The organism is Proteus alimentorum (genome assembly GCF_002607735.1).
Taxonomy (GTDB): Bacteria; Pseudomonadota; Gammaproteobacteria; order Enterobacterales; family Enterobacteriaceae; genus Proteus; species Proteus alimentorum.
In genome coordinates, this window is sequence record NZ_NBVR01000024.1 from 166,568 (window position 1) to 180,737 (window position 14,170).

Consider the following 14,170-nt stretch of genomic DNA (forward strand, 5'->3'; position numbering starts at 1 on the left):
TAATTAAAATGAAATATAGAGTTAATTCCAAATAAATTAATGACCTAAAGGTAATTATTTGATGTTTAAAACTCTATTTTATTTATTCTTTATTAATTTTATTATAACCTTTCGGAATTAATTTTCTCTATTTGAAATTAAATGAAATTATTATTTCATTTAACTAAAGTGATATTAATAATGATATTGGTTTTATTTGAGTGATTTTGTTTTATTTGACATTGCTTGTTTTATATTGTTAAAAATTTGACTTATATAGCTATTTTTTTTTGATAATATCATCTCTATTTAAAATGTGAAGTGTTTTAATATCTTTGTGCGCAATGATTGATATTTATAATACAACACTTGTTTTATTTGTTAATGATAGTAATTTATCACTATCTTAATTAAAATTTATTTTTATTGGTTGAAATTTTTATATGCAAAACGATCACTCGTGGATTAATTTATTAATGCACTATTGTCATGATCATTACTCAGAAATGATGCCGGTGATATTTTTTGTTTGTATTGTTGGTATTATTTTTGGTGTTGTACGCGAAATGCGCTGGTTATCCGGTTTTTTTACGCTTCCTCTCATTATTATTGTATTTTGTTTAATAAGTTCTAATTTAGGATAAGTTGACAATACAATTGTTTTTATAGTTAGATAATTGTTGTATTAGTTTTCTTCTTATTTTTATCTCTATATCTATTCTTTTTATTATGTACATAAACACCAGCCAATACACCTATCTTCTTTTGAAAAAAAAGCTGATCCAACAATGTCATTGATTAGATAATCAACAAGGTGACTAATAAGAGCTCATTACTTATTGATTATTATTGATAATGATAAGCAAATTATTTGTTGAATTATGGGCTAACAATTTATTCTCGATCTACTAAACTAGATAACATTATTTTAATGAATTAGTAACTATTGGATTTTTATTATGCAATGGAGAAATAATGCGTCTCGCTATGGACATTTGTCACTCCTTTTACACTGGGGATCGGCGCTTACTGTCTATGGTATGTTTGCTTTAGGGTTGTGGATGGTAACGCTAGGGTATTATGATAGTTGGTATCATTCGGCACCTGAAATACACAAGAGTATTGGTATTCTTTTATTTATTATTTTGATCGTGCGTGTGATATGGCGTTGGATCTCTCCACCGCCTAAAGCGTTATCAAGTTACAGTAAATTGACACGTATTAGTGCTCATATTGCACATATGCTTTTATATTTAATCTTATTTTCTATTCTGATTAGTGGTTATTTAATTTCAACCGCTGATGGACAAGCAATATCTGTATTTGATTGGTTTTCTGTGCCTGCCATTTTTACAGGGGAAGCCGAACAAGCGGATTTAGCCGGTGATATTCATCTTTATTTAGCTTGGGCGGTGGTTTTATTATCGCTATTACATGCTGCTGGTGCTTTAAAACATCACTTTATTGATAAAGATGTCACGTTAAAACGCATGCTAGGAATGCGGACTAAATAATTAAACTTATAAAATGAATTATGGAGATAACAATGTTTAAGAAAGCTTTATTCGGTTTAACCGCAGGTGCGTTGTTATTTAATGCAAGTACTGCTTTAGCAGCAGATTATGCTATTGATAAACAAGGCCAACACGCATTTGTACAGTTTCGTATCCAACATTTAGGCTATAGCTGGTTATACGGTACTTTTAAAGATTTCGATGGTACATTTAGTTACGATAAAGAAGATCCATCAAAAGATAAAGTTGATGTTGTGATTAAAACGGGAAGCTTAGACACTAATCACGCAGAGCGTGATAAGCACTTACGTAGCGCTGATTTCTTTAATGCAAGCAAATATCCTGAAGCTCGATTTGTCTCAACCCAAGTTATTCGTGATGGCGAAAACTATGTAGTTACAGGTGATTTAACATTAAATGGCGTGACTAAGCCAGTTTCATTAAATGCAAAATTAATTGGCGAAGGTACCGATCCTTGGAAAGGTTACCGGGCTGGTTTTGAAGCAACTGGTAAAGTGAATCTGAAAGCGTTTAATTTTAAATCAGACTTAGGACCAAAATCACAAGAAGCAGAGCTGATTATCTCTGTTGAAGGTGTAAAAAAGGCGTAATTAAATGTGCTTTCTGTAGAGCAATAAAGCCTCTTATTACCTAGATGATTTATAAACCGATACTTTAAGGTATCGGTTTTTTTATGCACAATTATGATGAATGACCTTATACTTAATTAATAATTCTTATTTTTTAATAGGATTAATATTTACTTTGAGGCTTTATCGATTTTAAGTAAGCGCAAAGAGCGGTTATAACAAAGAAGCCATCCACTTATTTAACAGGAAAGAGTTAATAATGAAAAAATTACGTCATACTTTTTTGAGGACTCTACTTATATCTAGTTTTTTCACAATAGGTATTACGGATGTTGATGCATGTACTCGGCTTGTTTATTTAGGTGACAATAACCAAATTATTACGGCTCGTTCAATGGACTGGAAATATGACATAGGAACGAATTTATGGATATTTCCACAAGGGATGCAACGCTCAGGAGAAGCCGGTGATAACTCGATAAAATGGACATCTAAATATGGAAGTGTGATTGCATCTGGTTATGATATTTCTACGACAGATGGTATGAATGAAAAAGGTTTAGTAGCTAATTTATTGTGGTTGGCGGAATCGGATTATCCTGCATATACCAAAGAAAAACCGGCTATTTCAATTTCTGCATGGGCGCAGTATGTGTTAGATAATTTTGCTTCAGTTGAAGAAGCTGTGAATGCATTAGACAGTGAGCCTTTTATTGTATTGACGGATAAAGTTCCTGGACAAGATAGAATGGCAACACTACATCTTTCGCTTTCAGATGCAACGGGAGATAGCGCCATCATTGAATATATAAATGGTAAACAAGTGATTCATCACAGCAAAGAGTATCAAGTGATGACGAATTCTCCTATTTTTTCAGAACAATTAGCGTTGAATAGTTATTGGCAACAAATCGGTGGAACCGTAATGTTACCAGGGACTAATCGTGCTTCAGATCGTTTTGCCAGAGCTTCTTTTTATGTGAATGCCATTCCTAAAGCTCAATCGAGTAAAAAATCGCTCGCTAGCGTATTTGGTGTGATCAGAAATGTATCTGTACCTTATGGATTAAGTACGGTTGAATCACCAGAAATTTCATCCACACGCTGGAGAACCGTGGCTGATCATAAAAAACAATTATATTTTTTCGAATCAGCATTATCGCCGAATACTTTTTGGGTTAATTTAAAGGAAATTGATTTTTCAAAAGAGAGTGGGAAAGTGATGACATTACCATTAGGTGAGGAGCAGTCGATAATCTATTCAGCTAATGCGACAAGTCATTTTAAACCTGCAGAGCCTTTTAAATTTCAAGGATTAGATCATATTCCTTTAAATAACTAGCTGGGTATTCACAATATCTAATATGAAATTATCTGTAATACTAAATGTGATAGAGACATCTAAAGTGACAAGAAAAATGATGTCTTTATTACTTATCTTAAATGGTATTTTTATCATTTACTCTATTTTGCTGTCTCGTGGTATTTATCTGGATTGGGAAATCCATGGTTTTTCAGCATGGCTTAAATCCTTAGGTGTATTAAAACTTCTCGATATACCAAAGGTAATGTTAGGTTGTGCATTAATTTTACTTTCAATATTTATGTATCTTGGCGCCAGAATTGCGTGGTGTGTTTCTTTGATTTTATTAGCCACCATTGTTTTTCTTGATGTTGCTGTTTATCAACAAATGGACTTTCAATCCTATTTTTCTTTTACTTTATTGATTGGATTGTTAATAAGTTGGCGTGCATTTCCACATCATAGTTTAACTAGTGCTGGCTTTGTGGCTTTTATCTGTATCCTTTCTTTACTGTTATTCTCAATGCTAGGAAGTCTTTATATTGGTGATGAATTTAAGCCACATATTACAACGTTGATGGATGCGTTTTATTTTTCTATTGTCTGTATGACGACACTCGGATTTGGCGATATTGTGCCAATTAGCACGAATGCGCGTATTTTTACTCTCACTGTTGTTATCTTGGGAATAACTGTTTTTACTACTTCCATTGTGTATGTCATGGGATTTCTTGCGCGCGGCACTCGCGATATTGTTAAGAAAAGGATCGCTAAAATGCATAATCATTTTATTATTATTGGTTCATCGGTATTAGCTTCTCAATTGGAAAAAGGGTTAAGAGAACAAGGGAAACCCGTTATTGCGATTTGTACCGATAAAAGTAAAGCTTCTTATGACGCACAAGTCAATATTATTGAAGGTGATCCAACGAATCTTAAAACATTGCTATCAGCTAATATTGCGAAAGCGAGTTGGGTTGTTACTTTATCTGAAAGTGACGCAGAAAATACCTTTATTTTACTGACAATCCAAGAATGTTCTAATGTTGATGCCAAATTGATCACTATTATTAATCAAGATGAAAATAGAGATAAAATCAGCAGGTTACGCCCAGACATGTTGTTTTCTTTAGCATCATTAGGTAAAGAAATTATGATGAAAGTTTTGTGTGGCGAATCTATTTCTTCATCTGATGTGACTAATTTGCTTTTAAACAAATATTTAAAATCATAATTTTGATAAAACTTTCTTTACGAAAGATAATGATTACCATAAGATGTATTTAAAATGCATCTTATTGAGGTTGAATTATGGAACTTGTAAGTTATAAAACAATGCCAGAGTGGACTCGTACATCCATTCCTTTAGCGTTATTAGAACGCCATAATACAAAGGAAGGCACTTATGCCCAAATGCGAGTATTGCAAGGTAACATGACCTTTGTTGTTTTTAATGATGATGGCTCACAAATTTCAGTTGAGTGTAATACTGAGGAGCAACCGCCGTTAATTCAACCTCAACAGTGGCATAAAATAGATAAAGCAAGTGATGATGTACGTTGTCAGCTCTCTTTTTTATGTGCCCCAGAAGATAAGCTATTTAAAGAAAACGACTTATCATTACCGCATTCTGAAGTACGCTATATGGCAACGTTTACTCAGCCTTGCAAGGTGTTAGATTTAGGTGCCGGTCGTGGTCGAAATAGCTTCTATTTAGCGTCTCAAGGTTATGATGTGACAGCGTTAGATATTAATGCTTCACATATTGATGCTATTGAAACAGTTAAAACCAAAACAGGATTGGCAGTAAAAAGTGGCTTATATGATATCAATGAAGCTTCACTTACTGAGAAATACGATATTATTCTTTCAACTGTTGTATTGATGTTCTGCCAACGAGAACGAATTGAAAGTATTATTAAAAATATGCAGGAATGTACCAATTCTAATGGTATTAATGTGATTGTTTGCCCTGTTGAAACGCCAAATAGTGATCCTGCTGAAATTCCATTTAAAACCTTTTTACGTCCAAATGAATTAGCGAATTATTATAAAGAATGGGAAATTATTAAATATAATGAGGATCCTGGGCATTTACATAAAACAGATGCAAATGGCAATCGTATTGCCTTAAATTTTGCTACTTTAATCGCACGCAAAAAATAGTTAATAACTCTCATCTCTTTTTAAATACCCCAAATATGAACTGCACCCCAAAAGTTGGACACCAACTTTGGGGTATTTTTTATCTGCTTAAGCGAGTTTTATTGTTGTGGTGAGTTATCGCTTTTAATATCGAGGGTTTGGTTTTTTTGTTCTTTTTCCTCAGATTTTTGCAATATCCGTTCTAATAAAACCGTATAAATAGGGCGACCACCTAATAGCTGTGCCAACATCGTTGCACCTAAACAGGTAATGATCATCGGCAGGATAAGTTGATAATTATCGGTCATTTCTAATACGAGGACGATCCCCGTTAGAGGTGCTCTTACCGTTGCTGCAAATAAAGCCCCCATTCCTGCAATAGCAAACGTACCAATTTGAATTTGATAATCAGGGAAAAGTAAGGTTGCAGTTAATCCGAATGCACTACCAAATAGAGTACCTAATGCCAGAGTAGGGGCGAATATACCGCCAGGAGCACCAGAAGCAAAACTGATGATGGATGTGATAGTTCGTAAAACAAAGAAAAGTAATAGTGCAATAAGGGAATATTGTCCTGTACTAAGCGCAGGAATAATACTAAATCCACCGCCGGTTATTTCAGGAATAATTAATGCTAATAAACCGCAAAGTCCACCGATAATGCCACCAGTTAAAACAAAACGTGATGTTTTATCTTGATAGAAATGCTGAAATTGGGTTTGGACATAGAAAAGTAGTTTACTGAATATAACGCCAATAATGCCAAATAACATACCCAAAATTAAATACAACCAGAGTGTATTTAGTGGTGCGGATGAAAATTTACCGATATGAATAACACCTCCTTCACCATTAAATAGGCGAAAAACAATGCAAGACATAATAACGCCAATAAAGACTGCTTTAATTGAAATAAGACTGTATTTAAATTGAGGTCGCATCTCCTCAATAATAAATAAAATACCAGCCAGAGGAGCATTAAACGCCGCGGTTAATCCTGCGGCGGCTCCCGTAGCTAATAGAGTATGACGAGACTCTTTATCTTTTATTCGAGAAATATCATTTATAAGTTGACCGATATTGGCACCCAATTGAACCGTTGGACCCTCTCGTCCTAATACCATTCCAGAACCTAGAGTTCCGATACTGGCAATAAATTTTATAGGTAATACTCGCCACCAACGAACAGGACGAATATCTATCATGGCACCTTCAATTTCAGGTATTCCTGATCCCCCTGATTCGGGTGAAAACTTCTTGACTAAATAATAGCCCAGCATTGCCAGAATAGAGGAAAAAAGTAATGTGCAGATCGCTAGAATATAAGGATTAGTAAAGGTTTTAATAAATTCTTCTTGTCGAAAATGAATCACCCAACTAACGCTTTTTTCAAATAAAACACCCACCAATCCCGCTAGAGAGCCGACGACTGCGGATAATAGCAGGATTTTTAGTGGTGCAAGGTTGGTTTCTTGCGTTTTTCTGAACAGATTAAATCGTCGTTCATTTTGGGTGTTTTGTGCTGATTTATGATTATGCATAACTTTGATTGAAGTATTGTAACGATGAACCTAATGATAGCGCAATTTAATAATGAAGTGATATTTCTCACATAACTAAGTCAATTTTAGAGTTAGTCGTTTTTTTTTCTAGCATATTTTCACTTTTTCATCTTTAGTGTAATTGATAACAAAAAATACATATTTAGATAACATTTGGACGAAAAAGGGTAAATTATGGATTTCATCACAAATATATTAAGCGCTATAAATGGCGTGGTATGGGGAGTTCCGATGCTTGTCGGTATTCTCGGTATCGGTCTTTTTATGCAGTTTCGACTTGGTTTTTTACCTATTAGGAAATTAGGTACAGGGTTTAAGCTTTTATTTGAAAAAAATGATAAAAGAGGCGAAGGGCAAATATCGCCATTTAATGCGTTGATGACCGCACTATCTGCCACTATCGGAACGGGTAATATTGCTGGTGTTGCTACGGCTGTTGTCTTAGGAGGACCCGGTGCATTGTTCTGGATGTGGATGACCGCATTAGTGGGAATGGCAACCAAATATTCAGAAGCCGTGCTTGCTGTACGTTTCCGTGAAGTTGATAAATATGGAAACTATGTTGGTGGGCCAATGTATTACATTAAAAATGGCTTAGGTAAAAATTGGGTTTGGCTAGGCACTGTTTTTGCTGTCTTTGGTAGTTTTGCGGGGTTTGGTATTGGTAATACAGTACAAGCAAACTCGGTGGCTGATGTATTGGAAAGTAACTTTGGTATTTCAACGACAATCACCGCTATTGTGCTCGTTGTTTTAGTCGGAGCTGTACTCATTGGCGGTATTAAGCGTATTGCCGATGTTGCTGGTAAATTAGTTCCTATTATGACCGTTGGCTATTTTGGTGCAGGTATTGTTGTTTTAGCACTGAATGTGACAGCTATTCCTGATGCCATTATCCTTATTGTGAAATCTGCATTTACACCTGTTGCTGCTCAAGGTGGTTTTGCGGGGGCTGCTGTTTGGGCTGCGATCCGTTTTGGTGTAGCGCGTGGTGTTTTCTCAAATGAAGCGGGATTGGGGAGTGCGCCTATTGCCCATGCGACGGCAAAAACACAAAACCCTGTTCGCCAAGGTTTGATTGCGATGTTGGGAACTTTTATTGATACCATCATTGTTTGTTCTGTTACAGGATTAACTATTGTTATCACAGGGCAATGGCTTACAGGACAAAGTGGTGCAACATTAACCGCAGCTTCATTCTCTATCGCTATTCCGGGGGGGAACTATATTGTGGCGATTGCATTAGCAATTTTTGCATTTACCACGATTTTAGGCTGGAGTTTTTATGGCGAAAAATGTGTGCAATACCTATTTGGGCCTAAAGCTATTATGCCATTTCGTATCGCTTGGCTGATTGCGTTACCGGTTGGGGCGACACAATCATTAGAGTTTGTGTGGTTGTTAGCCGATACACTCAACGCAATGATGGCTATTCCTAACTTAATTGCATTAGCTTTATTAAGTCCTGTTGTTTATCGCTTAACAAGAGATCATATAAAAGATGTTAACGCTGATAATATTGAATTAGATAAAGAAACTCATTCAGTGAGCAAAAAAGAAGCCGAAGCAGAGTAACGCGTTCTTACTTATCGGCTAATAACACAACATAAAACCGTATACTTTATCGTGATAAGTATGCGGTTTTTTATGGTAATAACTTGAGATATGAGACATTACAGATAATAAAAAGCCTTCTGGGGAGAAGGCGAAGAGATGAGTATAGATATTATATTTATAAGAATTTAGAAAAGAGAGAAAATCTTATTCTTTCATACTGATGAAGATATTTTTCACTTGGCTATAAGCATCTAACATCATTTTATGTGTTTCACGCCCTAAACCTGATTTCTTGTAACCCCCAAATGGTGCGTGAGCTGGGAGTTCATGATAAGTGTTAACCCACATACGCCCCGTTCTTACTGCTCTTGCAACACGTAGAGCACGGTTAATATCTTGAGTCCAAACACCACCACCAAGACCATATTCAGAGTCATTCGCCATTTCGATCACTTCATCTTCATTATCGAATGGAATAACACACAATACAGGTCCAAAAATTTCTTCTCGGGCTACACGCATTTGGTTTGTTGCGTTGATGATGATGGTTGGACGAACAAAGAATCCGTCATCATAACCTTCACCAGTAATACGCTCACCCCCCGTTAAAACAGTAGCGCCTTCTTTTTTCGCGAGTTCAATGTAGCCTAAGATAGTATCCATTTGATCTTGACTAACTTGTGTACCCATTTGCGTATTCGGATCAAGTGGGTCACCGACACGAATGCTCTCAAATTCAGTTTTTAATGCTTTCAAAAACTCATCATGAATATCTTTATGTAAGAACAAACGTGAACCTGATTCACAAGCTTGTCCTTGGTTCATCAAGATAGCTAATGCTGAATATTTGACGGCTTTTTTCATATTTGCATCAGGGAACACAATATTGGCTGATTTACCGCCTAATTCCAATGTTGCTGGAACCATTTTTTTCGCTGCGGCTTCTGCGACGGTATAACCCACATTGGTAGAACCTGTAAATGCAAGTTTATCAATGTCTTCATGCTCTAAAATAGCTTGTCCTACAACCGATCCGCGTCCCGTCACAATATTAATCACACCCGCTGGTAATATTTCATTTAAAATACGACCTAGCTCTAATAATGAAAGGGAAGTCAGTGTTGCTGGATTAATAACTACCGTATCACCTGCCGCAATCGCTGGCGCCAATTTCCATGCTGCCATTAATAATGGGAAGTTCCACGGAATAATTTGACCCACAACACCAATCGGTTCGCGAATAACAAGGCTAATGGTATTTTCGTCTAGGACGGCACTTTCATCGGTATGAGAGCGTATCACGCCTGCAAAATATCGAAAATGGTCAATAGAGGCAGGTAAATCTATGTTTTTCGACTCATTGAGTGGTTTGCCGTTATCGAGCGATTCTATCCAAGCAAAGCGTTCTTGCTCTTGCTCTAAGCGATCTGCGATTTTTAATAAGAGGGATTGACGTTCAGCAGGTGATGTTTTACTCCATGTTTTGAATGCGTTACGTGCAGCGCTCACTGCGCGTTCAACATCCTCAGCACTACCAGATTGGTATTCACTTAATAATTCACCCGTAGCAGGGCTATAGGTTTTGGTTGTTTTTTGTGATGTGCTAGATACCCATTCTCCTCCAATTAGCATTTTGTAACTTTCTAGAGGGCGAAATTCTGATGGAACATTATTTAATTTAATCATTTTTAATCTCCAATGTAGGGATGAGCATCATTCAAATGTGTAGTTTCACTTCGTAATACTCGTGCTAATAACATATATCAATTGAGAAAATTTGATTAGCTATTGATGCAATAGGTGATATTAACGATAAAAAATAGTAATGAATATTACTGACTTAACAAAAATGGGTAAACTTAATCGTTTCATCTCTCAGTCTTTATATGATTAAACAAAAAATAACCATCAATAATTCTTAAATATTCCTTCTTATTTAGTCATCATCGGCGTAATGCAGTAACGCTCTCTTGTTTAGACAGTTTTTTGAGGTGTAAGCAAAATCAAAGGATGAAAAAAGAGATATTAAAAGATTTGCTAGAAATTGCGTTAGATCAAACAACATTTAAATTGTTCAATATTGCACTTTCTCTCTGATAAAAATGGCGTATTCTTATGTTGCATCTAAAATGCAACTTATAAAAATAAAGCGTTATCTTTTATTAGAAGGAATACGATATGTATTGTGTGCAATGTGAACAAACAATGAAAACGCCTGTAGGTAATGGTTGTGCCTATGCGCAAGGTATGTGTGGTAAAACAGCAGAAACGTCTGATCTTCAAGATTTACTCGTTGCGGTATTAGAAGGGCTTTCAGCGTGGGCTTTAGCAGCACGTAGCGTTGGTATTATTGATCATGATGTAGATAGCTTCGCTCCTCGTGCTTTTTTCTCTACGTTAACTAATGTTAATTTTGATTCTGATCGTATTGTCGGTTATGCGAAAGAAGCTATCTATTTCCGTGAAAGTTTGAAATCTCGTACTTTAGCGAAAAATGCAGCAATTCAAGTGACTCATCCAAGAGCTGAAATCCAATTAGCGGGTAACGATTTAGACAGCTTACAAAAACAAGCTCAGCTTTTTGCTTTAAATGCAGATAAAGCGCAAATCGGTGATGATCTTCATGGATTACGTATGCTGTGCCTGTATGGCTTAAAAGGAGCCGCTGCTTATATGGAGCACGCGCATGTTTTAGGTCAGTATGACAATGAAATTTACGCAGAATATCATCGTTATATGGCGTGGTTAGGCACAGATCCTTCGGATATGAATGCGTTGTTAGAAAATGCGATGGGTATTGGTCAAATGAACTTCCGCATTATGGCGATTCTTGATAAAGGCGAAACTCAAGCTTACGGCAACCCTACTCCGGTTACTGTTAACGTGCGCCCTGTTGCAGGTAAAGCGATTTTAATTTCAGGTCATGACCTAAAAGATCTGCAAATGCTACTTGAGCAAACTGAAGGTAAAGGGATCAACATTTATACTCATGGTGAAATGTTACCTGCTCACGGTTACCCAGAACTTAAAAAATATAAACACTTAGTGGGTAACTACGGAAGTGGCTGGCAGAATCAGCAAATTGAGTTTGCAAAATTCCCAGGCCCTGTATTAATGACGTCAAACTGTATTATTGATCCGAATGTAGGTAATTACGGTGACCGTATTTGGACACGTAGTATTGTTGGTTGGCCGGGCGTAAAACATATTACTGGTGATGACTTCTCTGAAATGATTGAACAAGCACAATCATTAGAAGGTTTCCCATACAATGAAATTGAGCATTTAATTACAGTTGGTTTCGGTCGTGAAACGCTATTAAATGCCGCAGATACTGTGATTGATTTAGTCTCACAGAAAAAATTACGTCATGTTTTCTTAGTCGGGGGGTGTGATGGTAGCCGTGGTGAACGTAGTTACTACACCGATCTTGCAAGAGAAATTCCACAAGACTGTTTAATTATGACTTTGGCGTGTGGTAAATACCGTTTCAATAAACTGGATTTCGGTACTTTAGAAGGCTTACCACGCTTACTTGATGTGGGTCAGTGTAACGATGCTTACTCAGCGATTATGCTAGCGGTTAACCTTGCTGAGAAATTAGGGTGTGGTGTGAATGACTTACCACTGTCTTTAATTCTCTCATGGTTCGAGCAAAAAGCGATTGTTATCTTATTGACTCTGCTTTCATTAGGCGTGAAAAACATTTATACCGGCCCAACAGCACCTGCGTTCTTAACGGACAATCTGCTGGCGGTACTAAATGAGAAATTTGGTATGCGCTCTATTACTACACCAGAACAAGATCTTAAAGATATTCTTTCTGCTTAATGTTTTAAATTCATTATCATTACCGAAGCCTGCGGGCTTCGGTGAGGGATCAATATCCATGACGATGCCTACTTCTCTTTGTCCTAATCGTATGCAAGTTCACTCGATTAATCAGGAAACACCTGAAGTGTGGACGCTAAATTTAATTAATCATGACTTTTATTCTTATAAACCGGGTCAATTTGCACTGGTGAGTATCAATAATAGTGATGAAATAATGCGTGCTTATACCATTTCATCTTCTCCAGGATTAAGCCCGTTTATCACTTTAACCGTTCGCCGTTTAGAAAATGGTGTGGGTTCTAGTTGGTTAACATCACAAGTAAAACCAGGTGATTATCTATGGTTATCTGATGCTCAGGGGGAATTTACTTGTGCAGGTAAAGAAGGTGCGCGTTATTTAATGTTGGCAGCAGGTTGTGGTGTGACACCAGTTATGTCGATGACACGTTGGTTGTTAAATAATCAGCCTAAAGCCGATATCACGGTTATTTTTAATATTCGTGAGCAAAGCCAGTTTATTTTTGAGAAAGAATGGATCGAATTAGCAAATGCATATCCATACAATCTTAATTTTATCATGATGCCTAAATTACCTGATAATAAAGGGGTATTTAGTGGACGCATTTCTCAAGAAAAATTAGCTGCATTAGTACCTGATATTGCGAGTCGTACAGTTATGTGCTGTGGCCCAAATAGTTATATGGAAGACACAGGACGTTTTGCAAGAAATCTTGGTGTACCTGCTGAGAATATCTTTATGGAACGTTTTGGTGATGAGCCTGTTTGTGTTGATGAAAACGAACAATTAACCATGACTATTCGCCATCCATTATCACAAATTAAAGTTCCTGTTGGTGTGACTTTATTATCAGCTATGGAAGAAAATAAAGTTCCTGTGTTTGCTGCTTGTCGAGCAGGGGTTTGTGGGAGTTGTAAAACTCGCATTGCGAGTGGTGATTATGATGTCAGTAGTACCAGTACATTAACGGCTGAAGAGATAGCTCAAGGTTATGTCTTAGCATGTAGTTGTCGTTTAAAAGGAGATGTCGAGCTCGCTTAACCTCCTTCTATTAAGTATTTCCTTCTATTTTCCTGTTTTTTTACCCTGTTAATTTATTAACAGGGTTTTTTACGTCTATTCTCCCCATTAAAAAACCGAATAATCTGGAAAATGCTTCCCTTTATTTTAAATTAAAGAAGGTTTTTATTTATTCAGAATAATAAAAATATTGGAAACGATGACGAATTAAAAATATATTTTGGTTAGTGGGGCGTTTCCTTATAAACATTCTGCTATTATTTAAACTATTGACTGGGTAAGGGGGGATATATGAAAAAATTGTTAGTTATTTGTTTATTTAGTGTCATGTTATCTGGCTGTGAAAAACCTCAACAAACCCTTGATGGCTCTAACGTAGAGTCGCTACGTATCTCAATTGTTGAAATGCGCAACTCACTTCCCCTTGATGAACAATCTCGTTTTGATGAAGCAATAGAATTAGCTATTCTTAATGATATTAATTTTAATGATTTAGTTATCGCTGGTCGCCATAAAAATGCGGATATTATCACTCGTAAAATGTGTCAATCATTAGATGGTAAAACAGTAAAAGAGATATTTTTGCAAGCAGAAGAAATAAAAGTACAAAAATTAGCATTTAAATAATCAATTAATAAACAGATTAT

Annotated in this window: 11 protein-coding genes; 9 read left to right on the forward strand and 2 right to left on the reverse strand. The window is 36.2% G+C overall.

What is annotated here, in order from left to right; translation table 11 throughout:
- The first annotated feature begins 938 nt into the window (after nucleotides 1-938).
- The 5 genes from B6258_RS07710 to tehB all read left to right on the forward strand — a co-directional run bounded on the left by B6258_RS07710 (nucleotide 939) and on the right by tehB (nucleotide 5,552).
- Nucleotides 939-1,493: a cytochrome b gene (locus tag B6258_RS07710; protein WP_099074766.1), complete on the forward strand. Its 555-nt coding sequence runs from the start codon at nucleotides 939-941 to the stop codon at nucleotides 1,491-1,493.
- 32 nt (nucleotides 1,494-1,525) lie between these two features.
- Nucleotides 1,526-2,104 (forward strand): YceI family protein, encoded by a 579-nt coding sequence (locus B6258_RS07715; protein ID WP_099074767.1) that lies wholly within the window; start codon nucleotides 1,526-1,528, stop codon nucleotides 2,102-2,104.
- A gap of 235 nt (nucleotides 2,105-2,339) precedes the next feature.
- Nucleotides 2,340-3,425, forward strand: a complete 1,086-nt coding sequence (locus B6258_RS07720) for a linear amide C-N hydrolase (RefSeq protein WP_099074768.1) — start codon at nucleotides 2,340-2,342, stop codon at nucleotides 3,423-3,425.
- Between the two features lie 76 nt (nucleotides 3,426-3,501).
- On the forward strand, nucleotides 3,502-4,620 hold the full coding sequence (locus tag B6258_RS07725; protein ID WP_240531546.1) for an NAD-binding protein: 1,119 nt from the start codon (nucleotides 3,502-3,504) through the stop codon (nucleotides 4,618-4,620).
- 77 nt (nucleotides 4,621-4,697) lie between these two features.
- On the forward strand, nucleotides 4,698-5,552 hold the full coding sequence (gene tehB, locus B6258_RS07730) for an SAM-dependent methyltransferase TehB (protein ID WP_099074770.1): 855 nt from the start codon (nucleotides 4,698-4,700) through the stop codon (nucleotides 5,550-5,552).
- A gap of 98 nt (nucleotides 5,553-5,650) precedes the next feature.
- Here tehB and clcA read toward each other — a convergent pair whose 3' ends face one another.
- A complete protein-coding gene (clcA, locus tag B6258_RS07735; protein ID WP_099074771.1) occupies nucleotides 5,651-7,072 on the reverse strand; it encodes a H(+)/Cl(-) exchange transporter ClcA in 1,422 nt (473 codons plus the stop codon).
- A gap of 195 nt (nucleotides 7,073-7,267) precedes the next feature.
- Here clcA and B6258_RS07740 point away from each other — a divergent pair, with 195 nt between their 5' ends.
- Entirely contained in the window at nucleotides 7,268-8,668 is a 1,401-nt protein-coding gene (locus tag B6258_RS07740; protein WP_099074772.1) for an alanine/glycine:cation symporter family protein, read from the forward strand.
- A gap of 186 nt (nucleotides 8,669-8,854) precedes the next feature.
- Here the strand turns inward: B6258_RS07740 and B6258_RS07745 are convergent, their stop codons facing one another.
- Nucleotides 8,855-10,336 carry an aldehyde dehydrogenase family protein gene (locus B6258_RS07745; RefSeq protein ID WP_099074773.1) on the reverse strand — a complete coding sequence of 494 codons (1,482 nt, stop codon included), beginning with the start codon at nucleotides 10,334-10,336 and terminating at the stop codon, nucleotides 8,855-8,857.
- Between the two features lie 492 nt (nucleotides 10,337-10,828).
- Between B6258_RS07745 and hcp the strand changes: the two genes are divergently transcribed.
- From hcp to B6258_RS07760, 3 genes are all read left to right on the forward strand, one after another.
- Nucleotides 10,829-12,481, forward strand: a complete 1,653-nt coding sequence (gene hcp / locus B6258_RS07750) for a hydroxylamine reductase (protein WP_099074774.1) — start codon at nucleotides 10,829-10,831, stop codon at nucleotides 12,479-12,481.
- Nucleotides 12,482-12,539: 58 nt separating this feature from the next.
- Complete coding sequence (gene hcr / locus B6258_RS07755; protein ID WP_099074775.1) at nucleotides 12,540-13,544, forward strand: NADH oxidoreductase; 1,005 nt, start codon at nucleotides 12,540-12,542, stop codon at nucleotides 13,542-13,544.
- 270 nt (nucleotides 13,545-13,814) lie between these two features.
- Complete coding sequence (locus B6258_RS07760) at nucleotides 13,815-14,150, forward strand: DUF6694 family lipoprotein (RefSeq protein ID WP_099074776.1); 336 nt, start codon at nucleotides 13,815-13,817, stop codon at nucleotides 14,148-14,150.
- Nucleotides 14,151-14,170: the final 20 nt, after the last annotated feature.